Genomic DNA, 24,060 nt, shown 5'->3' with positions numbered 1-24,060 from the left:
CGCCGCGCTACCGTACGACGGTCGACCAATCATGCTGGGGGGCTCCGATCATGGCCGATACCACCACCGAGGCACAGCAGAACCCGTGGATCTACGGCCAGGACGGGCCGCCTCCCGGAATTCCGCACCCGGGCAGCGCCTCCGGCGCTTGGGCGAGCGGCCCCTCGGCCGGCGCCCCGGTCCGGGTGGAGCCCGCCGCACTGCGCCGGGCGGCCGGGGCGTCCCGCCGCCTCCAGGGCGAGCTGCGGTCCACGGTCGGCCACGCCGAGCCGGACACCGCTGCGGCCGCCCGAGCCCTGTCCGCCGACTGCTTCTCCTCCGGCGCCGCGCTCACGCAGGTCCTCGTCCGGTGGAAGGCCCGGTGGACCAGCCTCGACAACCGTCTGGGCATGACGGCGGACCGGTTGGAGGCCACCGCCGCCGCCTACCGGTCGACCGACACGTCCTCCGCCTCCGCGTTCAGGGCGCCGTGAGCCATGGTGACCTTCGCGCAGCTCCGGCACGCCTCCTTCGAGTCGCTGGACAAGGCCGGCGACACCTGGAACGGCGTCGCCGGACGCACTGAACAGATCGCCGGCCAGGTGCGCTCCGGCGTCCTGCACCCGCTCACCGGGGCCTCGCCGGGCTCCCTCGCCCCCGGCGGCGGCCGCACCTGGACCGGCACGGCCGCCGACGAGGCCACCCGCGAGATCGGACTGCTCTCCGACGAGCTGACCGCCTTCCACTACGAGGCGCTCGCCGTCACCGCCGCCCTGCGCCGGGCCGGATCCGCGTTCGCGCAGGCCCGGCAGAACCTGCTGCGCGCCGTCGGCGACGCCGAGGCCCTCGGCGCCACCGTGGCCACCGACGGCACGGTGACGCTGCCGCCCCTGCCGCCGGAGGACCGCAACGACCCGGACGCGATCGCGTACCAGCGGCGGAAGTGGGACGAGCTCCAGCAGTACGTCGAGGCCATGGGCAAGGCGGTGTCCGCCGCCACCGCGGCCGACGCCGCCGCCGCGGCCGCACTGCGCGCCCTCGACCCTGCCGAGGTCGACCCGGCGACCCGGCCGGACGCGGTGGCGCATGCGGGTGGTGACCTCGTCCGGGCGGCGGGCATGCCCTCCGACCCGAAGGCGCTGCGGACCTGGTGGGGTGCGCTCGACCCGGCCGTCCGCGCCGGGCTGCTGGCGGCGGACGGCGAGCGGCTGCTCGCGGCGGGCGTGCTGGGCCCGGTCGAGTACGAATGGCACGCCCCGGACGCCGGAGCGGGCGACTACGCCCAGCGGCCGCCCGGCGCGGGCGACTATGCCAACGGAGCTGCCGCCGAAGCGCTGCTGGTGGGTGGCGGGAACCTGGTCGGGTACACCGACGCCGCACGCCACCTGCAGCACTTCCTGACCGCGACGGGTGAACCGCTCGCCGTCGAGGTGGACCGGATGCTGGACGACGACCCGGACTTCCGCCTGCGGGTGGCCCAGCAGATCTCCGACCACCAGGCGCAGTGGCGGCAACTGGCGCTCGACGCCTTCGAGCGGTCGGGCGGGGCCCCGGTGGCCGTCCCCGTCGAGGCCGTCGCACACCGCAACATCGACGCGTCCGCCCAGCGCAACTGGTTCCTGGCGATCGGCAGCCACCCGTACGCCACCTCCGGTGTGGTGACCGCCCGTCCAGGCCCGGACGGGCGGCCCGTGGTCTCGGTCCAGTACCAGGTCAACGTCTGGGACCGCTACAACTGGGATCCCGGCAAGAGCACACCGATCGCCTTCACCAACATCAAGGACAGCGACTTGGCCGAGCTCCACCGGACCGGCCTGGCCAGGGAGTTCGACCTGACCGGCCGGAGCACTCCGGTGACCGTCGCGCTTCCCGGCACGCCGTCCTCCCCGCCCGGCGGTGGCACTGGGCAGGACGGCGCCCGCGATGCCGAGCGTTCGAACCCCGGACGGGAGACCCGATGAGCGGGAGGCCGCCCTCCTCCGGTCGCCGTCCGATCAGCCGCCGGCGGCTGATCGGGATCCTGGTCGTCGGCCCCCTGGTCCTGCTGGCGACCGGAGTGGCTCTGCTGACCTGGGCCTACGAGCAGGACCGCCGTCCGAAGCCCGACAGCGGGCGGCCGGGGGCGTGGACGACCGTGAGCTCGGAGGAGGTGTCCCGGTTCACCCGCGTGGGGATCCCGGTGGCGGCGGTCGATGTCCGGTGGGCCTACCAGAACGGCTTCCAGGACGACCTCGCCTTCCTCGCGTTCCGGCTGCCGCAGACCGGCCTGGAGGACTTCAAGAGCGGCCTCCCGGTTTCCGAGTGGACGGACGGCGGGCAGCAGCCGGTCCTCGACGCGGACGGCTTCCAGCACGCCGGTGCACCGGTCCCGTCGGACGCGCGTCCGTTGACCTGCGGTGGCTTCCTCTCCCCGGCGCCGGCCAAACGGATCGCCACCCGCGTGTGCCTCGCTCCGCACCCGGACGGGACGAGCCAGGTGTGGGTCAGGGCCTTCCAGACCTCCTGAACCGGGAACCCGGGCGGGGGCCCGGTCGTCTTCCTGGTCCGAAGGCCCGATCCGGGGCGTGGGAGGAGGGCGGGGACGTGACGGTGGTCGCGATGCTGCTCGGTGTGCTCCGGGTGCTGAGCGGGGGCGGGTGGCTCGCCGAGGGCGGCGGGTCGCTGACCTCGGTGGCGGCAGCGGCCGCCGTGGTGCTGGTGGCCGGGGCGGTCGCGGGGGCGCTGGTCGTCGCCCGGCTGCTGGGGGCGCGGGCGCCGGCGAACGTGCGGGACGGGATGCTGCGCAGGCGCGCGTTCCGGACGGCGTTCCTCCCGCAGCGCGATCCGGACGCCCGGGGCCGGCGGCGCCCGAGGGCGCCGGGAGCGGCCCCGGCGGCCGCGTAACCCCTCGAAGATCCGCCCGCGCGGCCGCCCTCCGTCGACCACTCGTACCCCGAGACCCCGGAGGGCTCGCTCCACCATGTCCGTTTTCGCTGTGCTCGACCCGGCCGTCACCCTGGCCCACGATGCCGTCGCCGCACTCGCGCAGGTCGTTCCGACGGCGCTGGCGATCGTCCTGTTCACCGTCTGCGTCCGGCTGGCGCTGCACCCGCTGGCGCGGGCGGCGGCGCGCGGCGAAAAGTCGCGCGCCCGGCTGGCGCCGCGGATCGCCGAACTGAACCGCGAGCACAAGGGCCGCCCGGAGAAGCTCCGGGCGGCGCTCGCCGAGCTGTACCGGGAGGAGAAGGCCTCGCCGTTCGCGGGGTGCCTGCCGATGTTGGTGCAGATCCCCTTCTTCTCGGTGATGTACCGGCTGTTCACCACCCCGAACGACCTGCTCGACCACACCCTGTTCGGCGCCCCGCTCGGCCTGCACGTGGGCGCGGCGCAGGGCGCGGGGCAGTGGACGGTGTTCGCCGTGCTCCACGCCGGCCTGGCGGCGGTGGCGTACACCGGCTTCCGGCGGGCCCGGCGCGCGCAGGCGGAGCAGGCGGCGAAGGCGGCGGGGGACGGGGGCGCGCCGCCGCCGCCCGGGTCGGCGGTGCTGCCGTACCTGTCCTTCGGCACGGTGCTGTTCGCCGCCCTCGTGCCGCTGGCGGCCGGGGTCTACCTGCTGACCACCACCGCCTGGTCCGCCGCCGAACGCGCCTGGCTGCACCGGGACGGCGCACCGGAGCCGGCGGGCGGCGTCGCGCTGGTGTGACGCCCGGGTCGGAGCCGGCGCCGGACCTCCTCTAGCCTGTGTGATCGTTTGGGCCGGTCGGCCGGACGATCACACAGGTGGGACCAGACAGGCGAAGGGAAGGGTCGGACCATGACGGTCGCTGCTCCGGCGTTGGCCGAGTTGCGGGAGGTCTGCCAGCCGCAGGCGAAGCTGGCGAGCCGCAACGGGGAGCACTGGGCGGGGCGGCTCTACATGCGCGCCGTCTCCCTGCGGGTCACCCGCCAGTTGGTGCGGACCCCGGTGTCGCCCAACACGCTGACCTGGGTGATGGTGGTCTGCGGGGTGGGCGCGGGGGCCGCGCTGCTGATCCCGGGGCTGCCGGGCGCGGTGCTGGCGGTGGTGCTGATGCAGGGCTTCCTGCTGTTCGACTGCGTGGACGGCGAGGTGGCCCGCTGGAAGAAGCAGTTCAGCATGGCCGGGGTGTACGTCGACCGGCTCGGCGCGTACCTGGCCGACGCGGCGCTGATGATCGGCGCGGGCGTCCGGGCGGCCCGGGGCGGGTCGGAGCTGTGGGTGTCGGTGGGTCTGGCGGCCGCGCTGGGCGTGGTGCTGCTGAAGGCGTCGACGGACCTGGTGGACGTGGCGCGGGCGCGCAGCGGGATGGCGCCGGCGGACGAGGAGTCGACGCAGCCGCGCTCCCAGGGCATCGCGACGGCACGCCGGCTGGCGTCGGTCTTCAAGATCCACCGGGTGACCAACGGGATCGAGGCCTCGCTGGTGCTGCTGGCGGCGGCGGTCGTGGACGCGGTGGTCGGCCACACCGATCCGACGCAGGCGACGGTCGCCGCGATCACCGTGATCACCTGGGGCATGGTGGTCGCGCACCTGGCGTCGATCCTGTCCTCCTCGCGCCTGCGCTGAGCGGACGCCGGCCCGGGACCGAACCGGGCGCGCGACGGCGCGCCGGCCTGCGGGTCGGCGCGCCGTCGCGCGTTCCCGGGACACCCGGCCGCGGTGCTGCCCGGCGTCGGCCGGGACCCGCCGTCAACCCCGCCGACGCCGATCGGCCTTCCCGCCGCCCCCGCCGTTCGACCGGGTCGCACCCTCCCCGGGAGGGCCACCGAGACCGGCCCGCAGGACGACGCGGACCACCCCTACACGTGCGAACGTGGCTGCAGGGGACCGGAGTTCGGGCCCCGGGGAGGGATCGTCATGAACGTCACCCGCACCGCTCGCACCACCCGAACCACCCGCACTGCCCGCACCGCCCGGCTCGCCGCCGTCGCGCTGGCCGGCGCCACCGTCCTCACGCTCGCTCCGACGGCGGCCGTCGCGGCCGACGCCGCGAGCGGGTCCCCCGCCGTGTCGGCCGACGCCGCCGCCCGGGCCGGTCTGGATCCCGAGCTGCGGGCCCTGGTCGAGCGCGGCTCCGCGACGGCCGCGCTCGGCGAGGCGCGCGAGAACGGCCGCCGGGTCTGGCGCGGCGCGGCCGGGGTCAACGACCTCGACTCGCAGCGGCCGGCCCGCGCCGACGGCCGGTTCCGGATCGGCAGCGTGACCAAGACCTTCGTGTCCACGGTCGTGCTGCAGCTCGTCGACGAGGGGAAGCTCCGGCTGGACGACCCGGTCGAGCGCTACCTGCCGGGCGTCGTCCCGAACGGCGGGGCGATCAGCGTCCGCCAACTGCTCAACCACACCAGCGGCCTGTACGACTACCTGGACGACCCGCGCTTCCTCTACCAGGACGAGCCGAGCCTGCGCTCGTACCTCGACCGGCGGCGCTGGACGACCTGGACCCCGGCCCAGCTGATCGAGGTGGGCGTGCAGGGGACGCCCTACTTCCCGCCCGGGCAGGGCTGGCACTACTCGAACACCAACTACGTCCTCGTCGGCGAGGTGATCCGCAAGGTCACCGGGAACAACTGGCGGACCGAGGTGGACCGGCGGATCGTCAGGCCGCTGCACCTCGACGACACGGTGTTCGCAGGCGCCCGGACGGGCATCCCCGGCCCGCACGCCCACGGGTACGCCCGGCTGCCGGAGGGCCCGGCCGACCTCACCCGGATCAACCCGAGCTTCGGCGACGCGGCGGGCGACGGCATCTCCACCACCGCCGACCTCAACCGCTTCCACGCCGCCCTGTTCGGCGGGCGGCTGCTCTCCCCGGCCCGGTTCGCGGAGATGACGACGGCCGTCCCGGCGCCGATGCTCGGCGCGCACTACGGGCTGGGCCTGATCCGCTACGACCTGCCCTGCGGCGAGATCTGGGGCCACACCGGCGGGATACCGGGCTACAACACGATATGGCTCGGGGCGAAGGACGGAACGCGGCAGTTCTCGCTCTCCTTCAACCTCTCGCAGGGGTCCGAGACGAGCGAGACCTTCACCACGCTGAACGCCTTCATCGAGAAGGCCTCGTGCGGCCCGGCCGCGGCCAGCACGCCGGGCGCCGCGGCGAACTCGCCGCTGAAGCTCCTGCGTTGAGCGACCGGCCGGACGGCGGGGCGGGTGCGGTGCCGAGCCCGGTGAGACCGGTCGGCCGGCACCCGACCCCCGCCGTTCGGCCGGGTCCCGGGATACCCCTGACGGACGGCCGGGGCCTCGGAGGCCGGTCCGCAGGACGACGCGGGGCGGCCCGGACGGATGCGAGCCTGGGTTCCGAGGGCCCGAGGTCCGGGCCGGGGAGGGTGGTTCACCATGGCGTTCGTTCAGGATCGGGCTCCGCGCAGGCGCGGCCGGCGGCCGGGGATGCGGACGGCGGCCGTCGCACTGGCCGGGGCGGCGGTCGTCACGCTCGCCCCGGCGGCGACGGCGGCGACGGCGGCGACGGCGGCGACGGCGGCGACGGCGGCGACGGCGGCGACGGCGGCCAAGCCGGCCACGCCGGCCGGCGTCGACGCCCAGGCCCAGCTGCAGGCGTTCATCACGGACGGCTCCTCGACGGCCGCGTTCGCCGAGGTGCGGCAGGACGGCCGCCGGATCTGGCGGGGCGCGGCCGGCACCTCCGACCTGGCCACCGGGCAGCCGGTCCGGCCGGACGGCCGGTTCCGGATCGGCAGCGTCACCAAGGCGTTCGTGTCGACGGTCGTGCTCCAGCTGGTCGCCGAGGGCAGGCTGCGGCTGGACGACCCGGTGGAGCGCCACCTGCCGGGCGTCGTCCCGAACGGCGGGGCGATCAGCGTGCGCCAACTGCTCAACCACACCAGCGGCCTGTACGACTACCTGGAGGACCCGCAGTTCTTCTACCAGGACGAGGCGAGCCTGCGCGACTACGCCTACGGGTCGCGCCGCTGGCAGGACCACCGGCCCGAGCAGCTGGTCGCGGTCGGCGTCGCGCACGCGCCGTACTTCGCCCCGGGCCAGGGCTGGAAGTACTCGAACACCAACTACGTCCTCGCCGGGATGGTGATCCGCAAGCTCACCGGGAACAGCTGGCAGAGCGAGGTCGAACGGCGGATCGTCAGGCCGCTGCACCTCGACGACACGGTGTTCCCGGCCTCCGAGACCGGCCTGCGCGGCCCGCACGCCCACGCGTACGCCAAGCTGCCGGAGGGTCCGGCGGACATCACCCGGCTCAACACGACCGTCGCCGACGCGGCGGGCAACGGCATCTCCACCCCCGCCGACCTCAACCGCTTCCACGCCGCCCTGTTCGGCGGCAAGCTGCTGCGGCCCGCCGAGCAGGCGGAACTGAAGCGGACGGTGCCGACCGGCTCGGGCACCTCGTTCTACGGACTCGGCGTGGCCCAGGCCGACTTCGGCTGCGGCCCGCTGTGGGGCCACGACGGCGGCCTGCCGGGCTGGGGCACCCTGCTGTTCGGCACGGCGGACGGGACGCGGCAGGTGGCGCTGTCGTACAACCCGTACGAGGGCACGGACCCGTCGGGCCTCGACGCGGCGGTGGTCGACGTGGCGGTCAAGACCCTGTGCGACGGCCGGCCGACCACTCGGACCGACGCGGCGGCCGGGCTCAGGGCGCTGCACTGAGCTCGGGTCAGGGCGGGGCCGACGTCCGGGAGACGTCGGCCCCACCCGTGGAGCGCGGCCCGGTGCCATGACGCCGGCCGCGGCAGGTGCGTCCGACCTGGCCGACCGGGCAGCCGGTCAGGCCGGACGCGCGGCCGGGCACGACCGGCCGAGCGGGCAGGCGGGCAGGCGGGCAGGCGGGCAGGCGCTCGAACCCGCCCGCGGCCTCACCCGCCCCCGACGGCTCCGGACGGCACCTCGCGGCGATCGGCCCGGGGGTCCGCCTGCAGGAACTCCAGCGTGGCCAGTTCGTTCACCGTCGACTGCAGCCGGCTGATCCGGTCCCGGCCGATCCGGACGAGTTCCTCCCCCGCGGCGGCCCACCGGTCGAGATCGGGGGAGAGGGGAGGGATGCCGGCGAGGATGTCGGCACTCTCCTTGAGGGTGATTCCGACGCGTTGCGCGGCGAGGGCGAGTTTGACCCGGCAGATCGCGTCGACGGTGAAACGGCGGGCGTTGCCGCTGCTGCGGTACCCGCTGATCACGCCGTAGCGCTCGTAGAAGCGGACCGCGTTGGGCGTCACCCCCGCAGCCCTCGCCAGCTGGCCGACCGTCAGGGTGGCATGGCCGGCTTCGTGGCCGGAGTGCCCGGTGGTGGTCATGGCATACGTCCCGCGTCCGAGGGTGGATCCTGCCGGTCCAGTGTCCCAGGGGCGCGGCGGTGGCCGCCTGCTCATGTCCGGGCGGCCGGGCCCGCGGTCCGGACCGGGCGCAAGGCCACGGCCCACGTGCGCAGTTCGTTCATCGTCGCGCCCAGCGCCCGCGCCGTACCGGGCGGAGCGACGAAACGGCCGTCGGCGTCGAGGTGCTCCCACGGCATCGGCAGCAGCACCGCCTCCCGGACCGTGGTGGCGCGCAGTTCCGGAAAGACCGTCCGCAACTGCTCGACGGCCCTGATCCCGCCGGAACCCCCGTACCCGACGAACGCGACCGGCTTGTACGCCCACTCGGTGAAGTGCCAGTCGATCAGGTTCTTCACCGGCGCCGGGAAGCTGTGGTTGTACTCCGGTACGAGGAACACGAATCCGTCGGCCTCCGCGAGCCGGCCGGCGATCGGGGACGCGGCCGCCCCTCCCGGTTGCATCTCGTGCATCGGCAGCGGGACCTCGGCGAGGTCGATCACGTCGAGGTCGAGCCAGTCGGTCGCGGCGAGCTCGCGCTCCAACCACGCGGCGAGGGGATCGGCCATCCTGGGCCTGCGCACGCTCCCGATCACCACGGCGACCCGGATCCGGTCCTCGGTCAGGTCCTTGGCGTTGTCTTCTGTCATGACGTCGACGCTAGACATTCGCCTATGGGCGAACTCAACCCGATCGCCCGGGCCGGTCCCCGTTCCGGGGCCGCGGGCCGGCCTCCCCGTCCTCTCCCGCCCTTTCCCGAATTTCTCTGGAACCACCTCCGTCCTGCGGACACCAGATCTGCGTGGAGTCCTCCTTGTCCAGTAAGCAGACGCAGGCCGGCGAGCGCCAGCTGTTCGCCGAGCTCTACGATCAGCACGCTCGCACGGTCTTCGCGCACGCGTACAGGTCCACCGGGGACCGCGACCTCGCCGACGACATCGTCTCCCTCACCTTCCTCGAAGCCTGGCGGCTCCGCAGAAAGCTCCGTGACGAGGTCCTCCACCCCCGTGCCTGGTTGCTGGCCATCGCCACCAATGTGCTCCGCAACACCGCCCGCACGGCCCGCCGGCACCGGGACGCGATGTCCCGCCTGCCCCGGCGCGATCCGATCCCCGACTTCGCCGACGAAGTGGTCAGCCGGATCACCGACGCCAACACGGCGGCCGCCGCCGTCCGCGCGCTCGACCAGCTCGGCGGGCCGGAGCGCGAGGTCTTCACCCTCGTCGTCTGGTCCGGGCTCGGTTACGCCGAGGCCGCCCGGGCCCTGGGCATACCCGTCGGCACCGTGCGCTCCCGGCTCTCGCGCGTGCGGGACAAGCTCCGCCGGATCGTCGACGCCGAGGATCCCCCCGCACCACCCCGGGTGGGCCTCGCCATCAGCCATCAGTCCGTGGGCCACCACCAGGAAAGGCGGCCATGAGCACCACACGCACCGACCAGTCCGAGTGGAACGAACACAGCGAGCGCCGTGAACTCGCCCGGCTGCTCCCCCCGCCGCCCCACCCGGAACCCTCCCCCTCGCAGCTGGCCCTCCGCCGCGACCTCCTGCTCGCCGAGTTCGCCCGGCCCCGCCCCTTCTCCGCCCTCACCGCCCGCTGGCGCGGCCTCGTCGCGGTGACCGCCATCGCCACCGCCGCCGCCATCACGGCCGTCACGCTGGCCCCCGAGCCCTCCTCCTCCCAGGACCCGCGGCCGCCGGCCACCGCGGCCTCCGTGGAACTCCTCGACCGGATCGCCAAGGTCGCCTACGCCCAGCCCCAGCCCCCGGCCCGGGACGGCCAGTTCACCTACCTCCGGACAGTCGCCCACACCAGCACGATGACCGAGGCCTCCGACGGTGCCATGGCGCGCACCGACGCCACCACGGAGACCGAGCGCTGGACCGCCGTGGACGGCAGCAGCCCCGGCCTGGTGCGCCGCGACGGCGCCGACACCTCGCTGCCCGCCGTTCCCCGCGGCTCGCTGGACTCCCCCACCTACCGTCTGCTGACCACCCTGCCGGCCGATCCCGACGCCCTGCTGAAGCTGATCTACACCGACGCCGGGCCGAACCACGGCACCGGGTCGGGCTCGACCGCCGGAGCGGACCACGAGGCCTTCATCGCCATCGGTGACCTCCTGCGCGACTCGGTCGTCCCGCCCCAGACGGGCTCGGCGCTCTACCGCGCCGCCGCCCGCATCCCGGGGGTGGTGGCCGTGGACGACTCGGTGGACGCCGCCGGACGGCACGGGGTGGCCGTGGCCCGGGTGAACGACGGCCGGCGCTTCGAGTGGATCTTCGACCGGACGACCCTGGGACTGCTCGGCACCCGCACCGTCCTGGTGAAGGACGGCCCCTGGGGCAGGTCCGGCGACGAGGTGGAGTCCACCGCCGTCCTCGCCCGGGGCATCGTCGACGTCCCCGGTACGACGGCTCCGGCGGAAACCGTGGAATCAAGCCATTGAGCCAATTCGGCCAGCCATTGACCGGTCCTCGTCGGAACTATTGTGCGAACGGCCGATCCGGCGTTGGGTTCGTGGCAGCACAGTCCTGCCACGACTCATCAGGGGAGAAGTTGACCGTGCGTTCCTTCCGCATGCTCGCCGTCGTCACCGCGGCCGCCGGCGCGCTCGCGCTGGCGGCCCCGGCGGCCACGGCGACGCCCGTGCCGTCCGCGCCGACGGCCCCGTCCGCCGACGCCCGGCAGTCCGCCGGTTCGACGGGGGCAACGCCGTCCAAGCCGGTGATCGCCACCTACAAGGGCGAGAAGATCGACCTGGGCAAGGGCTGGAACGGCGCGCGCGTGTGCACCGAGGTGACCGGCGGTGCCGTCTACTGCCACGACAGCGTCGCCGAGGCCGACGCGGCGCTCGCCGTCATCGACCCGGCGCTCGCCGAGGCCGCCAGGACCGCCAAGGCCGCACCGGCGGCGGCCTCCGGCGTCGTGCTGACCCCGCAGGCGACCTCCGACTGCGGCTACGGCTGGGCCTGCCTCTGGGAGCACTCCACCTTCTCCGGCACCCTGCTGCGCTGGTCGCAGCCGGGCACCAAGTACCTCTCCGACTGGTCGTTCCGCGACATGGCCAGCTCCGCGTGCGTGTACCGCTCCGTCGGCGACATGCAGATCTACGACGACCGGACCCTGCAGCCGGACCCCTCGCTCAACCTGTCGAACGGTTACTGCTACGACTTCACGGGCCTCGGCTACCCGTACGGCGGCAACTGGAACGACAAGGTGGACTACATCAACCTGTAGCCCGCGACCGCCGCGACGCCCGAAGGCCGGCCCCCCTCCCCGGGGTGCCGGCCTCCGTCGTGTTCCGCCGCCCGGGAGCCCGGGTCACACCGCCAGTTCGGCGATGTCCTCCTGCGGGGCCTGCGGGGCCTGCGGGGCCACCGGCGCGGACGGCTTCCGGTTCCGCAGCACCACCGCCGCCAGCAGCGCCGCCGCCAGGACGCCCACCGCGCTCACCGTGAGGGTGGTGGACATCGCCGAGGTGAACGCCTCCCGGGCCTCGTGGGCCAGCCCCGGGTCGCCCTTGGCGCCGGCCTCGACGAGCGCGCCGAGGATCGACTGCCGGGCCTGTTCGGAGGAGCCCGCCGGCATCCTGTCGGCGTAGCCACTGGCCAGCAGCGAGCCGAGGATCGCGATGCCGAGCGCGGTACCGGCCTGCTGGATGGTGTCGTTCAGGGCCGAGCCGACACCCGCCTTCTCCGGCGGGATCTCGCCCATCAGCGCGCCGACGGCGGCCGGCATCGCGAGGCCGGCGCCCAGGCCGAGCAGGGCCAGCGCCACCGCCGGGACGGTGAAGCCGGTGTCCGCGTCGACGGTGCTCAGCAGGACGAAGGAGCCGGCCATCAGCCCCATGCCGACCAGGACCAGCGGGCGGAAGCCGATCCTGGCAGTGAGGCCGGCGCCGGCGCCGTTGCCGATCAGCGCGGCGACCGCCATCGGCACGAAGGCCAGGCCCGCCTTGATGGGCGAGTAGTCCAGCACGAACTGCAGGTACTGGGTGAGGACGAGCAGCAGACCGCCGTTGCCGATCTGCACCAGGGTCAGCGAGAGCGAGCCGCCGCTGAAGTTGCGCTGCCGGAAGAGCGCCAGCGGGACCATCGGCTCCGCCACCACGTTCTCCCAGAGCGCGAAGCCGCCGAGGGCCACGACCGCCACCGCCAGGGAGACCAGCGAGGTGCCGCCGAACGCGCCGTGCTTGGGGATCTCGATGATCCACCAGATCAGTGCGGTCATGCCGACCGCCGACAGGACGGCGCCCAGCGGGTCCGGCTTCTGCCACGGCCCCCGGGACTCGGGCATCAGGACCAGCGCGGCGGTGATCGCCAGCACCACCACCGGCACATTGATGAAGAAGATCGAGTGCCAGGAGAAGTGGTCGATCAGCACACCGCCGAGCACCGGGCTGCCGACCAGGCCGAGCATCGAGACCGACCCCCAGGCCGCCATGGCCTTGCCGCGCTCGTCCTCCTCGAAGACGGTGATCAGGATCGACAGGGTCGAGGGCATGATCAGCGCGCCGCCGACGCCCATCGCCACCCGGCTCGCGATGACCTCACCGGGGTCGGTGCAGAGCGTCGCCGCCAGCGAGGCCGCCCCGAAGAGCAGCAGGCCGACGATCATGACCTTCCGCCGGCCGAACCGGTCGCCGAGGCTCCCCGAGGTCAGCAGCAGGCCGGCGAAGACCAGGATGTAGGAGTCGAGGATCCACTGCGTGTCCTGCGCGGTGGCGTTCAGGTCCTCGGTCATCGACGGCACCGCCACGGTCAGCGCCATGCCGTCGACCACCAGGACGAGCGTGCTGAGACACAGCACGATCAGGATCATCCAGCGCCGCGGATTACGGCCTTCCATGCGTTCTTCCCCTCCGACGGTGCGACGGTGCGCACGACGTTCCGTCAACGCGCACACTGTACGCAGTGCGGAACAGTGTGCGCAATTCTGTTTCCTGTACGCTTCCTGCGAACGTTGTACGCAGGGATGTCCTTGCGCCGATTCCCTTTGAGGGAGGACCGGCCGATGGCCGACATCACGAACCCGATCCCGTCCGTGTGGGCGCGCCGGCAGCGCGAGGCCGAACAGCCCACGCTCAGCCGGGAGGCGATCGTCCGCGAGGCGGTCGCCATGCTCGACGCCGAGGGGGCCGAGGCGCTCTCGATGCGCAAGCTCGGCGCCCGCCTCAACGCCGGCGCGACCTCCCTCTACCGGCACGTCGCCACCAAGGACGAGCTGATCGAACTCGCGGTGGACGAGGTCTTCGGCGAGATCCCCGTCCCGGACCCCGGCGCGTCCGACTGGCGGGCCGACGTCTTCGCGACCTGCGACGCCTTCCGGGCCACCACGCTGCGCCACCGCTGGCTGGGGTCGGTCATCGGCCAGGCCGGGCTGGTCTACCTGGGCCCCAACCTGATCACCGTCTCCGAGCGGATGGCCGCGCTCTTCTCGGCCGCCGGCTTCCCGGAGCCGTCCCGGGCGATCGACACCGTGCTCTCCTTCGTGCTCGGGATGAGCACCACCGAGGCCGCCTTCCTCACCACGGTCCAGCGCAGCGGCCAGAGCGAGGCCGAGTTCATCGCCCGCCTCATGCCCTCCACCCAGGAGGCGGTGGCCGGGCACGAGTTCCTGGCCGGGGCCTTCGCCGAGGCCGAGGCCAACGCCGCCACGGACCCGGCCGTCCTGCGGTACGAGAAGTTCTCCTACGGTCTGAACGTCATCCTCGACGGCCTGGCACTGCGCCTGCCGCGCTAGGGTCCACGGCCGGACAGCGCCGCGGCTCCCCCCGGCCGGTCCCCCGCGCGGTCAGGGCCGGAAGGACGTCGTCGAGGACCGTCCGCCCGCCGTGGGCCCCGGTCAGCCCCACGGCGGGGATCGCCGCACCCGGCCCGGGCGGGCCGGCGGCGGCGGTCATGCCGGCCACTCCCCCTGTCCGGCGGCCGGCCGGTGCCGGTCAGGCCCGCCGGATCACGACGTCGCCGAGTTGCGTCCGGGCCCGCACCTCAAGCGTCTCGGCGGCCTCGCCCGGCGCGTCCGAGGCCTCCAGCGTGTTGCGGACGCCGCCGACCTTGGTGTGCACGTCGAGCCAGGCGGCGGTGCCCTCCCGGATGCCGATCTCAAGGTCACCGATGGAGGTCTGCAGGACGGTGCGGCCGCGGACCACCTCGCCGATCCGGATGGTGCCGTGGGCGGACTTGGCGTCGACGCCGGCCAGCGCGGTGCCGACGGTGATGGCGCCGTTGGAGGAGTTGGCCCGCAGCTCGCCGCCGACCTGGCCGACGACCGTCTCGCCGTTGAGGTTCTTGACCGTCAGGGCGCCCGCGACGCTGTCGATCTCGACCCGCCCCGAGGACAGCACCTCGGCGTCCCCGTCGGCCCGCCCCAGCCGGACCTCCCCGTGGTCGCTCCGCAGGTGGACGGTGGCCGCCTCGTCGACCTGGATCCGGCCGACCGAGGTCTTCAGCCGGCAGTCGCCGAAGACGCCCTCCAGCAGGAAGTCGCCCATCGGGACGTCGCCGCGGACCTCGGAGCCGGCCGGCACCTCGATCGTGACGTCGATCGATCCCGTCCGGCCGAAGATCGACCGCTTCTTCGGGGCCTTGAGGACCAGCCTGCCGTTGGCGCAGGTGATCTTGGTCTGCTCGGCGATCCGGACGTCCGCCTCGGACGCCGGGTCGGCCGGGCGCACCTCGACGACCGTGTCGGTGCGCTTGGCCGCGGTGATCCGCACCGAGCCGATGTCGAACTCCAGGATGACGCCGATCGGGTCGAGGGTGTCGAAAGAAGGCATGGCTGTCCCGTCCTCGTGGCTCTGTCCTGCGGCTTCGCAGGTGGAAGAAGGTGAGAGTGAGCGGATGGCGAGTGGATGGCGGAGGGCCGGCGCGGCGGGCCGACGGGCTAGCGGACCCAGCCCGTGAACCCCTGGCCGGCGACGCGCCTGGTCCGCGGCTCGGGCCGTGCGGGCGCGCCCGGGTCCAGCGCGGCGGCCACGGCCCGGACCAGCCAGGCGTTCACCGAGAGGCCCTCCTGCCCGGCGGCCTCCTCGACCCGGGCCTTGAGGTGGGCGGGAAGCCGGAAGTTGATCCGGGCGGTGTTGCCGTCGTCGGCCGCCTCGCCCGGGCCGCCGGAGGAGCCGGCCGACGCCATGCTTGGCGCCATCGGTGGCACCGGCGGCGCCAACCCCGCTCCGGCCGGCTCCGCGTCGTGGAAGGAGTCGGCGCCCACCGGCACCGAGACCACGAACTCCGGGTCCAGGCCGCGCAACCGGACGTCCACCGAGCCCGGTGCCAGCTCCCGCGTCACCTCCCCCATGGCGTCGGAGAGCGCGTTCAGCAGGGTGAGCCGGGCGGCCGATTCCAAGGGCAGGGTCAGGCGCTCGGCCAGGGCGCGAGCCTCGTCCCCGCCCGCGCCCGCGGCCACCGCGAGCTCGTGCCGGAGGTTGTCGACGTACGGCGTGAGATCCATGACCCGAGAATGGCACATTCATGGCGCCATGTCGAGCCTTTTTGGCGCCACACGATGGCACCACTCGAACGAGTGAGGGGCGCCACCGGCGGTGCGGGGGCGCCCCGGACAGGCGCCGGGGCCCCGCCGGCACCCGCCGACGAGGCCCCGGCGGAGCGGGAACCGCAGGTCAGACCTGGCGCCACCGCGCCAGGTGGGCGTCGATCTCGCCCGCCAGCCGGGCCTTGCCCGGGGCGTCGAGGAAGGAGGCCTCCACCGCGTTCTTCGCCAGCGCCGCCACCCCGGCCTCGTCCAGGCCGAGCAGCCGGGCCGCCACCGCGTACTCGGTGTTGAGGTCGGTGCCGAACATCGGCGGGTCGTCGCTGTTGACGGTCACCAGCAGCCCGGCGTCGACCATCCGCCTGATCGGGTGGTCCTCGATCCGCTCCACCGCGCGGGTCGCGATGTTGGAGGTCGGGCAGACCTCCAGCGGGATCCGGTGCTCGCCCAGGTGGTCGAGCAGCGCCGGGTCGTGGACCGCCTGGGTGCCGTGGCCGATGCGCTCGGCGCCGAGCACCCGCAGCGCGTCCCAGACCGTCTCCGGCCCGGTGGTCTCGCCCGCGTGCGGGACGCTGCGCAGGCCGGCCGCCCGCGCCCGGTCGAAGTAGGGCTTGAACTGCGGGCGCGGGACGCCGATCTCCGGTCCGCCGAGACCGAAGCTGACCAGGCCCTCCGGGGCCAGGTCGACGGCGAGCCGCGCGGTCTCCTCGGCGGCGGCCAGACCGGCCTCGCCGGGGATGTCGAAGCACCAGCGGAGGACCACCCCGAGGTCCTTCTCGGCGCGCAGCCGGGCGTCCTCGATGGCCTCCATGAAGGCGACGTCGGGGATGCCCCGGCTGACCGAGGAGTAGGGGGTGACGGTGAGCTCGGCGTAGCGGATGTTCTGCCGGGCCATGTCCTCGGCGACGCCGTAGGTCAGGGCGCGGACGTCCTCGGCGTCGCGGACGAGGTCCACGACGCTCAGGTAGACCTCGATGAAGTGCGCGAAGTCGGTGAAGGTGAAGTACTCGGCGAGCGCCTGCGGGTCGGCGGGCACCCTGGCCCGGCCCTCGTGGCGGGCGGCCAGCTCGGCGACCACGCGCGGCGAGGCCGACCCGACGTGGTGGACGTGCAGCTCCGCCTTCGGCATCGCGGCGATGAACGCCTCGATCGAGCGGTCCGCGGGGGCCGCGGGGGTGCTGGCGCTGGGGGTTCCGATCCGACTTCCGTCCGGCTGGACCACGGTGGTGCCCTTCTCTGGTTTCTACGCGCGTTTCGGCAGTGTTCGCAAGGATAAGCAGACCGGGCTCAGCCGCCGAGCGCGACCGCCGCGGTGTGGATCAGCAGCCCGGCCAGCGCGCCGACCACCGTGCCGTTGATCCGGATGAACTGGAGGTCCCGGCCGACGTTGGCCTCGATCTTGCGCGAGGCGTCCTCGGCGTCCCAGCCCGCCACCGTCTCGGAGATCAGCGAGGTGATCTCGGCCCGGTAGGTGTCCACCAGGTACTGGGCGGCGTCCTGGAGCCAGCCGTCCGCCTTGGCCTGGAGCTTGGCGTCGGTGGCCAGGCGCTCGCCGAAGCTGCGTACTCCCTCGCGGATGCGCCGGCGCAGCTCGCTCTCCTCGTCCTCGGCCGCGTTCAGCACCAGCGAGCGGACGGCGGCCCAGGTGGAGGCGATGAGGTCCTGCACCTCGGGCCGGGCGAGCAGTTCGCCCTTGGCCCGTTCGACCCGGGCGATGGTCTCCGGGTCGGTCTGCAGTTCGGTGGCGAAGTCGGCGAGGAACTTGTCGATCGCGCCGCGCGCCGGGTGCTGCCGGTCGTCCCGTATGTCGGTGACGAAGCGCATCAGCTCCTTGTGGACCCGCTCGCCGACCTGGTGGTCGATGAACTTCGGGGTCCAGCCCGGGGTCTTCCGGGTGACCCGCTCGACCACCTCGGCGTGGTTCTCGGTGAGCCAGTCGTGCGCCCGGACGGTGATCAGGTCGACCACCCCGTGGTGGCCGCCGTCCGCGACCACCTTGCCGAGCATCCGGCCGGCCGGTTCGGCGACCGAGGTGGCGGCGGCCCGCCGGGTGACCGCCTCGGCGACCACCGCCTGCACGTCGTCGTCGCGCAGCACCGCGAGCACCCCGCGCAGCGCCGCCGAGGCCTCCTTGGTGACCCGCTCCGCGCTGCCGGGCGCGGCCAGCCACTCGCCGAGCCGCCGGGCGATGCCGAGCGCGGCGAGCCGGCCGCGCACCACCTGGCCGGAGAGGAAGTTCTCGCCGACGAAGTCGCCGAGCGAGCGGCCGAAGGCGTCCTTCTTGGTCGGGATGATCGCGGTGTGGGGGATGGGCAGGCCGAAGGGACGCCGGAACAGCGCCGTCACCGCGAACCAGTCGGCCAGCGCACCGACCATGCCGGCCTCGGCGGCGGCGGCCAGATAGCCCGCCCAGGCACCGGCGCCGGCCGCCTTCGCCCAGGTGGCCAGGGCGAAGACCAGGGTCGCGAGGGCCAGCAGGCCGGTCGCGATGGTCTTCATCCGGCGGACGCCGCGTCTCTTCTCCTCGTCGGCCGCGGTGAACCGCATCCCGGGGCCGGTCCCGCTGAAGGCTTCGTCGCTCACCCCGCCAGTCTGCCCGGTAGCCGGCGCGAACGGACGGCGCGCCCGGCTGTCGCGCGCCGGTCCGGTGCCGCAGCCGCCCGCGCGGGCCGGTCCGGACGCCGAGGACCGGGGCGCGGCGGGCGCCGATCTGCCGGGGGATCAGCCCGTCGGACGCCCCGCCGCCGGCACCGCGCCGCCCCGGGAACGGGGCGGCGCGGGCGGCGCGGCGCAGGACGGTACAGACGGTACGGACGGTGCGGCGCCCGCCGGGCCCTCAGCCGATGGCGACCTCCGCGTACATCCGGGCGATCACGTCCTCGATCGCGGGCTCGCGCACCGAGAGGTCGACCAGCGGGTAGCGGGCCGCGACGGCCGCGACCACCGGGGCCGCGCTCTGCTGGGCCGGGAAGGCCAGCCACTGGCGCGGGCCCTCGACCCGGACCACCCGGGCGCCGGGCACGTCGATCGGCGGGCGGGCCTCGGCCAGGTCGACGACCAGCGTCCGCTCGCTGTCGCCGACCGCGTGCAGGCCCTCCAGACCGCCGTCGTAGACCACCCGGCCGTGGTCGATCACCATCACCCGGCCGCACAGCTGCTCGATGTCGGTGAGGTCGTGCGTGGTCAGCAGCACGGTGGTGCCGAGGTCGCGGTTGACCTCGCGCAGGAAGTCGCGCACCCGGCCCTTGCTGATCACGTCCAGGCCGATGGTCGGCTCGTCCAGGTACAGCACGGCCGGGTCGTGCAGCAGGGCGGCGGCGAGGTCGCCGCGCATCCGCTGGCCGAGCGAGAGCTGGCGCACCGGTGTGTCGAGCAGCGCGCCGAGGTCGAGCAGTTCGACGCAGCGTTCCAGGTTGGCGCGATATCGGTGCTCGGGGATCCGGTAGAGCCGGCGGGCGAGTTCGTAGGAGTCGCGCAGCGGGAGGTCCCACCAGAGGGTGGTGCGCTGCCCGAAGACGACGCCGATCCGGCGGGCCAGCGCGACCCGTTCGCGGGCCGGGTCGACCCCGGCGACGCGCAGCCGTCCGGCGGTGGGCACCAGGATGCCGGTGAGCATCTTGATGGTGGTGGACTTGCCGGCGCCGTTGGGGCCGATGTAGCCGACGCACTCGCCGGCCCCGACGGTGAAGGTCAGTCCGTCGACGGCGCGCACCTCGCGCTTCTCGCGCTTCAGCCGGCCGGCCTTGGCGCGGACGGTGAAGGTGCGGCGGACGTCGTCGAGCTCGATCAGTGCCATGGGTCTTCCTTAGAACGAACGGGATGCGAGGTCAGCTGCCGGCGCCGCGGTAGGCGCGCAGTCCGGTCCGCCAGACGAGGCCGGCCACGCACAGGGCGAGGACGGCGGCCAGCGGCGAGGCGAACCGGAAGGCGGCGGGCAGACCCAGCGGGTCGGGCTTGTCGAGGATGTGCAGGGCGGGAAGCCAGTTGACGAAGGCCAGCGGCACGCCGAAGACGGTGCCGGCGACCAGCTCCTTGGCGAAGACCGTCGGCGGGTACTGCAGCACGGTCGCGCCGCCGAAGGTGAAGGAGTGGTGCAGTTCCCCGGACTCGCCCCACCAGAACTGCAGGCTGGCGAAGCCGATGAAGACCGCCGCGAAGATGAGGGTGCCGCAGAACAGCAGCACGGGCACCAGCAGCACCCGGTCCCAGGTCCAGCGGACGTCCAGCATCCACAGCGACCACCCCAGCACGGCCGCCGCCTGCACCGGCCGGCCGAGCCGGCGCAACGAGAACCGTTCGGCGCAGATCTGGGCGAGGGCGGGTGCGGGCCGCACCAGCATGGTGTCCAGGGTGCCGGTGCGGATGCGCTGGCCGAGGGCGTCGACGGTGCCGACGAACAGGCTGGCCGTGCCGAGGGCGAACGCGGAGGTGCCGTAGAGGAAGCCGAGTTCGGGCAGGTTCCAGCCGCCGAGGCTGTCGGTGTGCTGGAACATCAGGATGATCACGACGAAGTCGAGGAAGGTGATGAGGACGTTGGCGACGGTCATCATCACGAACGACGCCCGGTAGGTCATCAGCGCCCTGGTCCACATGGCGGCGGTGAGCCACCAGGAGCGCAGCGCCCACGCGGTCCGGGCGGCCAGCGGGTCCCGGGCCCCGCTCAGCCCGGCGGGCTCACGGGCCGTCAGGGTCGGGTCAGCCACCCTGGACCACCACCTTGCGGGTCGCGAGCAGCTGGACCAGCCGCCCGGCCGCGAGCAGCACCAGCGCCCAGGCCAGCTGGAAGCCCAGCGCGCCGAGCAGCCCGGTGCCGGTGACCCGCTCCAGGAAGACGTCGGTCGGCACCTTCACCAGCGCCGCCCAGGGCAGCACCGGCGCGAGGGAGCCGAGCCAGCCGGGGAAGAGCGCGAGCGGAAGCAGCATCCCGGAGAAGAAGATCGACACCATCACGGCCAGGGTCCGCACCCCCTCCGAGTCGTGCAGCCAGAAGCCGGTGAGCGAGACGAGGAAGCGCACGCCGAAGCTCACGACGACCGCGAGCAGCACCGACAGCAGGAAGACCACCCAGGTCAGCGGGTGTTCCGGCATCCGGGTGCGGAAGACCAGGGCGCCGACCAGCACCGGCGGCACGCCCCGGCCGAGCAGGTGGAAGGCGGCCCGGCCGAGGTCGGTGGCCAGCCACCAGCCCTGGAAGTCCACCGGCCGGTAGAGGTCGACGGCGATGTCGCCGGTGCGGAAGCGCTCCTGGACGTCGTCCTCGAAGCCCCCGCCCAGCACGGCCACCGTCATCAGCAGGGCCTGGCTGACCCAGATGTAGGTGACGGCCGCGGCCTCGTCGTAGCCGCCGAGACCGGGGCGGACCTCCCAGAGGGCCAGGAAGGTGTAGGCGAGGATGAAGCCGAAGACCGTGTTGGTCAGGGCGCCGGCCAGGGTGGCGGCCCGGTAGGTGGAGAAGCGGCGGAACGCGCCGCGCAGGACCGCGGCGTACAGGCCCAGGACGGCGCGCACGCCGCCGGGATCGGGAGGCCGGAGCTCGGCCTGCGACGACTCAAGCTTCTGCATATTGTCTCCTTATCGACAAATGGCGGCACAGGGAGACCCCTGTCCGCGACCGCGCACGCCGAACCGGCTCCGACCGGCTCTGCCCGGGGGGGTCCCGGGACACGGCGGGCGGAGCTCGAACGGGCCGAAGAACCCGAAGTGGCTGCGCTATCTGGTTTGCACCTTTCACCGTACTGCGGCGAGACCCCGCCCGCACCCGGTTTTTCCATCACCCGACCGGAGCCGCCCGCACGCCTGACCCTCGGTCAAATAGCACATAATCTCCGCATGACCCTGAGCACCAGCCGCCGCCGGGCCAGACGGGCCGCCCGACGCGAGGCACGCCGCGCCCTGCCGCTCCGGCGACGGCTGCTGCCCACCTGGCGGGTCACCCTCGGCGCCGTCCTCACCACGGCCCTGCTCGCCGTCGGCGCCTTCGCCGTGCTCTACGCCGTCGTGCCGCTGCCCGACCCCAACGCCCAGGCCGTCGCCCAGAGCAACGTCTACCTCTACGCCGACGGCGTCACCGAGATCGCCCGCACCGGGGCCGTCAACCGCACCGACGTCACCATCGACCGGATCCCGGTCAGCACCCGGCAGGCCGTCGTCTCCGCCGAGGACCGCACCTTCTACCAGAACCGCGGCATCGACCTGACCGGCATGGTCCGGGCCGGCTGGAACACCCTGACCGGCCAGGGCATGCAGGGCGGCTCCACCATCACCCAGCAGTACGTCAAGAACTACTACCTCACCCAGAGCCGGACCATCGAGCGCAAGGGCCGCGAACTGCTCATCGCCCTCAAGGTCGACCAGCAGCGCGGCAAGGACGAGATCCTCGCCGGCTACCTCAACACCAGCTACTTCGGCCGCGGCGCCTACGGCATCCAGAGCGCCGCCCGCGCCTACTACGGCGTCGACGTCTCCGAGCTGACCCTCCCGCAGAGCGCCTACCTCGCCGCCCTGCTCCAGGCCCCCAGCGCCTACGACGTGAAGACCGCCACCCCCGCCAACCGCGAACGGGCCGTCGCCCGCTGGCACTACACCCTCGACGGCATGGTCCAGCTCGGCTTCCTCGGCGCCGGCGAACGCGCCGCACTCGACTTCCCCGACCCGATCGACCCCCAGCCCGCCAACGGCCTCTCCGGCCAGGCCGGCTACCTGGTCGGCGTCGCCGACGACTACCTGGTCGGCAGCGGCATCCTGGACAGCGCCACCCTCAAGGCCGGCGGCTGGCGCATCACCACCACCTTCGACCAGCAGAAGCAGGACGCCTTCGCCCGCGCCGTCCACGACGAGCTCACCGACGAACTCGACCCCGCCGCCCGCCCCGACACCGACACCGACGTCCGGGTCGCCGGCGCCTCCGTCGAGCCCGCCACCGGCCGCGTCGTCGCCGTCTACGGCGGACCCGACTACGCCAGGCAGCCCTACAACGACGCGCTGCGCCAGGACAACCAGATCGGCTCCACCTTCAAACCCGTCGACCTCGCCGCCGGCCTCACCTCCAACCACAGCAACGGCGACGGCCTGCCGATCACCACCGAGACCCGCTACGACGGCACCAGCGAACGCCCCGTCACCGACGGCCCCACCCCCTACGCGCCGCCCAACGAGGACGACATCGACTACGGCACCATCACCCTGCGCCAGGCCATGGTGAAGTCCGTCAACTCGGTGTACGCCCAGGTCGGCGTGGACGCCGGACTCGACCACGTCCGGGAGACCGCCGTCCGGCTCGGCATCCCCGCGGACGTCCCCGGCATGGACCCGGCCAACACCTCGATGACCCTCGGCACCGCCACCCCCAGCGCCCTCGACCTGGCCGGCGTCTACGCCGCCCTCGCCAACCACGGCGGGGCCCACCGCCCCTGGTCGGTCGCCGCGCTGGAACGGGTCAACCCCGGCACCGGCCCGGTCGACGCACCGGAGCTGCCCGGGCACGAGGCCGCCGCCGCCCTCGACCGGGGCACCGCCGACGCCGTCACCGACGTCCTGCGCGAGGTCATCAGCGCCCGCGGCACCGGCGCCGCCGCCCTCGACCTCGGCCGCCCCGCCGCCGGGAAGACCGGCACCACCGACGCCAACCTCTCCGCCTGGTTCGCCGGCTACACCCCCGAACTCGCCACCGCCGTCGGCCTCTTCCGGGAGAACCCGAAGACCCACGCCAAGGAACCGCTGGCCGGCACCGCCGGCTACGCCCGGATCAACGGCGGCGCCTTCCCCACCCGGATCTGGACCGCCTACATGGCCGACGCCCTGGAGGACACCGCCGTCCAGGGCTTCGACCTCGAACCCAGCCGGGGCAACACCCGGCCCACCGCCGACCGGCCCGCCGGCACCCCGAGCGCCACGGCCACCGCGACCGCCACCCCCACCGCCCCCGCACCGTCCCCGGACCCGACGGGCGGCCGCGACGGCACCGTCCAGGCCCCGGCCGCACCGGCCGCACCGGCAGTCCCCGCCGCGCCGGCCGCGCCCCGGCGGCCCACCACGGCCACCACCGCGCCCACCACCGAGCCGGCCCCCGACCGGACCACCACCGCCCCCGAACCGTCCACCCCCGGGGAACCCGCCCCGCAGGACCCCGCGCCACCGCAGCCCGCCCCCAGCACCCGGCCCACCGCCGACCGGCCCACCGCCGCGCAGCCGACCACCGCCCCCGGCAAGGCCCCGGACCCGACCCCGCCCGCCACGGTCCCGCCGCCTGCCACCCCCAGGCCCCCCGCCACCGTCCAGCCGGTCACCCCTCCCCCGGCGTGAC

The 24,060-nt window shown here is 74.0% G+C and carries 23 protein-coding genes; 13 read left to right on the top strand and 10 right to left on the bottom strand.

Annotated elements, in window-relative coordinates; all coding sequences use genetic code 11:
* Positions 1-50 precede the first annotated feature (50 nt).
* The 8 genes from ACFVVL_RS17955 to ACFVVL_RS17920 all read left to right on the top strand — a co-directional run bounded on the left by ACFVVL_RS17955 (position 51) and on the right by ACFVVL_RS17920 (position 7,609).
* Positions 51-473: a hypothetical protein gene (locus ACFVVL_RS17955; RefSeq protein WP_387676158.1), complete on the top strand. Its 423-nt coding sequence runs from the start codon at positions 51-53 to the stop codon at positions 471-473.
* A gap of 3 nt (positions 474-476) precedes the next feature.
* Complete coding sequence (locus ACFVVL_RS17950; protein ID WP_387676155.1) at positions 477-1,940, top strand: hypothetical protein; 1,464 nt, start codon at positions 477-479, stop codon at positions 1,938-1,940.
* Positions 1,937-2,485 carry a hypothetical protein gene (locus tag ACFVVL_RS17945; protein WP_387676153.1) on the top strand — a complete coding sequence of 183 codons (549 nt, stop codon included), beginning with the start codon at positions 1,937-1,939 and terminating at the stop codon, positions 2,483-2,485. Before ACFVVL_RS17950 ends, ACFVVL_RS17945 begins: the two co-directional genes overlap by 4 nt.
* Before the next feature lie 77 nt (positions 2,486-2,562).
* Entirely contained in the window at positions 2,563-2,862 is a 300-nt protein-coding gene (locus ACFVVL_RS17940; RefSeq protein ID WP_387676150.1) for a DUF6412 domain-containing protein, read from the top strand.
* 76 nt (positions 2,863-2,938) lie between these two features.
* A complete protein-coding gene (locus ACFVVL_RS17935; RefSeq protein WP_387676147.1) occupies positions 2,939-3,661 on the top strand; it encodes a YidC/Oxa1 family membrane protein insertase in 723 nt (240 codons plus the stop codon).
* Between the two features lie 111 nt (positions 3,662-3,772).
* Positions 3,773-4,543, top strand: coding sequence for a CDP-alcohol phosphatidyltransferase family protein (locus tag ACFVVL_RS17930; protein WP_380290378.1), 771 nt, complete (start codon positions 3,773-3,775; stop codon positions 4,541-4,543).
* Positions 4,544-4,834: 291 nt separating this feature from the next.
* Positions 4,835-6,106 carry a serine hydrolase domain-containing protein gene (locus ACFVVL_RS17925; protein ID WP_387676144.1) on the top strand — a complete coding sequence of 424 codons (1,272 nt, stop codon included), beginning with the start codon at positions 4,835-4,837 and terminating at the stop codon, positions 6,104-6,106.
* 213 nt (positions 6,107-6,319) lie between these two features.
* Positions 6,320-7,609 (top strand): serine hydrolase domain-containing protein, encoded by a 1,290-nt coding sequence (locus ACFVVL_RS17920; protein WP_387676141.1) that lies wholly within the window; start codon positions 6,320-6,322, stop codon positions 7,607-7,609.
* Between the two features lie 206 nt (positions 7,610-7,815).
* Here the strand turns inward: ACFVVL_RS17920 and ACFVVL_RS17915 are convergent, their stop codons facing one another.
* Together ACFVVL_RS17915 and ACFVVL_RS17910 are read right to left on the bottom strand one after the other, a co-directional pair.
* Positions 7,816-8,250: a MerR family transcriptional regulator gene (locus tag ACFVVL_RS17915; RefSeq protein WP_387676138.1), complete on the bottom strand. Its 435-nt coding sequence runs from the start codon at positions 8,248-8,250 to the stop codon at positions 7,816-7,818.
* A 71-nt stretch (positions 8,251-8,321) separates the two neighbouring features.
* A complete protein-coding gene (locus ACFVVL_RS17910; RefSeq protein WP_380297098.1) occupies positions 8,322-8,918 on the bottom strand; it encodes an NADPH-dependent FMN reductase in 597 nt (198 codons plus the stop codon).
* Between the two features lie 164 nt (positions 8,919-9,082).
* On the opposite strand from ACFVVL_RS17910, the gene ACFVVL_RS17905 reads away from it, so the two are divergent.
* The 3 genes from ACFVVL_RS17905 to ACFVVL_RS17895 all read left to right on the top strand — a co-directional run bounded on the left by ACFVVL_RS17905 (position 9,083) and on the right by ACFVVL_RS17895 (position 11,504).
* Positions 9,083-9,688: an RNA polymerase sigma factor gene (locus ACFVVL_RS17905; protein WP_380297096.1), complete on the top strand. Its 606-nt coding sequence runs from the start codon at positions 9,083-9,085 to the stop codon at positions 9,686-9,688.
* Positions 9,685-10,713 carry a CU044_5270 family protein gene (locus ACFVVL_RS17900; protein ID WP_387676134.1) on the top strand — a complete coding sequence of 343 codons (1,029 nt, stop codon included), beginning with the start codon at positions 9,685-9,687 and terminating at the stop codon, positions 10,711-10,713. Before ACFVVL_RS17905 ends, ACFVVL_RS17900 begins: the two co-directional genes overlap by 4 nt.
* Before the next feature lie 116 nt (positions 10,714-10,829).
* The gene (locus ACFVVL_RS17895; protein ID WP_380297092.1) at positions 10,830-11,504 is read left to right on the top strand and encodes a peptidase inhibitor family I36 protein; all 675 of its coding nucleotides are present in this window, start codon (positions 10,830-10,832) and stop codon (positions 11,502-11,504) included.
* Between the two features lie 84 nt (positions 11,505-11,588).
* Here the strand turns inward: ACFVVL_RS17895 and ACFVVL_RS17890 are convergent, their stop codons facing one another.
* The gene (locus tag ACFVVL_RS17890) at positions 11,589-13,115 is read right to left on the bottom strand and encodes an MFS transporter (protein ID WP_380297091.1); all 1,527 of its coding nucleotides are present in this window, start codon (positions 13,113-13,115) and stop codon (positions 11,589-11,591) included.
* A gap of 165 nt (positions 13,116-13,280) precedes the next feature.
* Between ACFVVL_RS17890 and ACFVVL_RS17885 the strand changes: the two genes are divergently transcribed.
* Entirely contained in the window at positions 13,281-14,009 is a 729-nt protein-coding gene (locus tag ACFVVL_RS17885; RefSeq protein ID WP_387676130.1) for a TetR/AcrR family transcriptional regulator, read from the top strand.
* A 199-nt stretch (positions 14,010-14,208) separates the two neighbouring features.
* Here the strand turns inward: ACFVVL_RS17885 and ACFVVL_RS17880 are convergent, their stop codons facing one another.
* The 7 genes from ACFVVL_RS17880 to ACFVVL_RS17850 all read right to left on the bottom strand — a co-directional run bounded on the left by ACFVVL_RS17880 (position 14,209) and on the right by ACFVVL_RS17850 (position 21,254).
* Positions 14,209-15,045 (bottom strand): DUF4097 domain-containing protein, encoded by an 837-nt coding sequence (locus ACFVVL_RS17880; RefSeq protein ID WP_387676127.1) that lies wholly within the window; start codon positions 15,043-15,045, stop codon positions 14,209-14,211.
* A gap of 107 nt (positions 15,046-15,152) precedes the next feature.
* Complete coding sequence (locus ACFVVL_RS17875) at positions 15,153-15,719, bottom strand: hypothetical protein (protein WP_387676124.1); 567 nt, start codon at positions 15,717-15,719, stop codon at positions 15,153-15,155.
* Between the two features lie 169 nt (positions 15,720-15,888).
* Positions 15,889-16,956: an adenosine deaminase gene (locus ACFVVL_RS17870; RefSeq protein ID WP_387676333.1), complete on the bottom strand. Its 1,068-nt coding sequence runs from the start codon at positions 16,954-16,956 to the stop codon at positions 15,889-15,891.
* An 89-nt stretch (positions 16,957-17,045) separates the two neighbouring features.
* The gene (locus ACFVVL_RS17865) at positions 17,046-18,305 is read right to left on the bottom strand and encodes a DUF445 domain-containing protein (RefSeq protein WP_380297103.1); all 1,260 of its coding nucleotides are present in this window, start codon (positions 18,303-18,305) and stop codon (positions 17,046-17,048) included.
* 289 nt (positions 18,306-18,594) lie between these two features.
* Positions 18,595-19,554, bottom strand: a complete 960-nt coding sequence (locus ACFVVL_RS17860) for an ATP-binding cassette domain-containing protein (RefSeq protein WP_380296976.1) — start codon at positions 19,552-19,554, stop codon at positions 18,595-18,597.
* A 31-nt stretch (positions 19,555-19,585) separates the two neighbouring features.
* Complete coding sequence (locus ACFVVL_RS17855; RefSeq protein WP_387676121.1) at positions 19,586-20,461, bottom strand: ABC transporter permease; 876 nt, start codon at positions 20,459-20,461, stop codon at positions 19,586-19,588.
* Positions 20,454-21,254, bottom strand: coding sequence for an ABC transporter permease (locus ACFVVL_RS17850; RefSeq protein ID WP_380296979.1), 801 nt, complete (start codon positions 21,252-21,254; stop codon positions 20,454-20,456). The genes ACFVVL_RS17855 and ACFVVL_RS17850 overlap by 8 nt, the downstream gene beginning before the upstream one ends.
* A 333-nt stretch (positions 21,255-21,587) precedes the next feature.
* Here ACFVVL_RS17850 and ACFVVL_RS17845 point away from each other — a divergent pair, with 333 nt between their 5' ends.
* On the top strand, positions 21,588-24,059 hold the full coding sequence (locus ACFVVL_RS17845) for a transglycosylase domain-containing protein (protein ID WP_387676118.1): 2,472 nt from the start codon (positions 21,588-21,590) through the stop codon (positions 24,057-24,059).
* Position 24,060: the final 1 nt, after the last annotated feature.

Source organism: Kitasatospora sp. NPDC058115, assembly GCF_042884635.1.
Lineage (GTDB): Bacteria > Actinomycetota > Actinomycetes > Streptomycetales > Streptomycetaceae > Kitasatospora.
This window is presented reverse-complemented; position numbering and strand designations above follow the sequence as displayed.

What these genes read in the sequence shown, in the direction of transcription:
- ACFVVL_RS17900 (WP_387676134.1), top strand. Translation starts at nt 9,685, where the DNA reads ATGAGCACCACACGCACCGACCAGTCCGAGTGGAACGAACACAGCGAG.
- ACFVVL_RS17860 (WP_380296976.1), bottom strand. Translation starts at nt 19,554, where the DNA reads ATGGCACTGATCGAGCTCGACGACGTCCGCCGCACCTTCACCGTCCGC.
- ACFVVL_RS17955 (WP_387676158.1), top strand. Translation starts at nt 51, where the DNA reads ATGGCCGATACCACCACCGAGGCACAGCAGAACCCGTGGATCTACGGC.
- ACFVVL_RS17920 (WP_387676141.1), top strand. Translation starts at nt 6,320, where the DNA reads ATGGCGTTCGTTCAGGATCGGGCTCCGCGCAGGCGCGGCCGGCGGCCG.
- ACFVVL_RS17885 (WP_387676130.1), top strand. Translation starts at nt 13,281, where the DNA reads ATGGCCGACATCACGAACCCGATCCCGTCCGTGTGGGCGCGCCGGCAG.
- ACFVVL_RS17950 (WP_387676155.1), top strand. Translation starts at nt 477, where the DNA reads ATGGTGACCTTCGCGCAGCTCCGGCACGCCTCCTTCGAGTCGCTGGAC.
- ACFVVL_RS17925 (WP_387676144.1), top strand. Translation starts at nt 4,835, where the DNA reads ATGAACGTCACCCGCACCGCTCGCACCACCCGAACCACCCGCACTGCC.
- ACFVVL_RS17915 (WP_387676138.1), bottom strand. Translation starts at nt 8,250, where the DNA reads ATGACCACCACCGGGCACTCCGGCCACGAAGCCGGCCATGCCACCCTG.
- ACFVVL_RS17890 (WP_380297091.1), bottom strand. Translation starts at nt 13,115, where the DNA reads ATGGAAGGCCGTAATCCGCGGCGCTGGATGATCCTGATCGTGCTGTGT.
- ACFVVL_RS17880 (WP_387676127.1), bottom strand. Translation starts at nt 15,045, where the DNA reads ATGCCTTCTTTCGACACCCTCGACCCGATCGGCGTCATCCTGGAGTTC.
- ACFVVL_RS17910 (WP_380297098.1), bottom strand. Translation starts at nt 8,918, where the DNA reads ATGACAGAAGACAACGCCAAGGACCTGACCGAGGACCGGATCCGGGTC.
- ACFVVL_RS17945 (WP_387676153.1), top strand. Translation starts at nt 1,937, where the DNA reads ATGAGCGGGAGGCCGCCCTCCTCCGGTCGCCGTCCGATCAGCCGCCGG.
- ACFVVL_RS17845 (WP_387676118.1), top strand. Translation starts at nt 21,588, where the DNA reads ATGACCCTGAGCACCAGCCGCCGCCGGGCCAGACGGGCCGCCCGACGC.
- ACFVVL_RS17930 (WP_380290378.1), top strand. Translation starts at nt 3,773, where the DNA reads ATGACGGTCGCTGCTCCGGCGTTGGCCGAGTTGCGGGAGGTCTGCCAG.
- ACFVVL_RS17865 (WP_380297103.1), bottom strand. Translation starts at nt 18,305, where the DNA reads ATGCGGTTCACCGCGGCCGACGAGGAGAAGAGACGCGGCGTCCGCCGG.
- ACFVVL_RS17935 (WP_387676147.1), top strand. Translation starts at nt 2,939, where the DNA reads ATGTCCGTTTTCGCTGTGCTCGACCCGGCCGTCACCCTGGCCCACGAT.
- ACFVVL_RS17875 (WP_387676124.1), bottom strand. Translation starts at nt 15,719, where the DNA reads ATGGATCTCACGCCGTACGTCGACAACCTCCGGCACGAGCTCGCGGTG.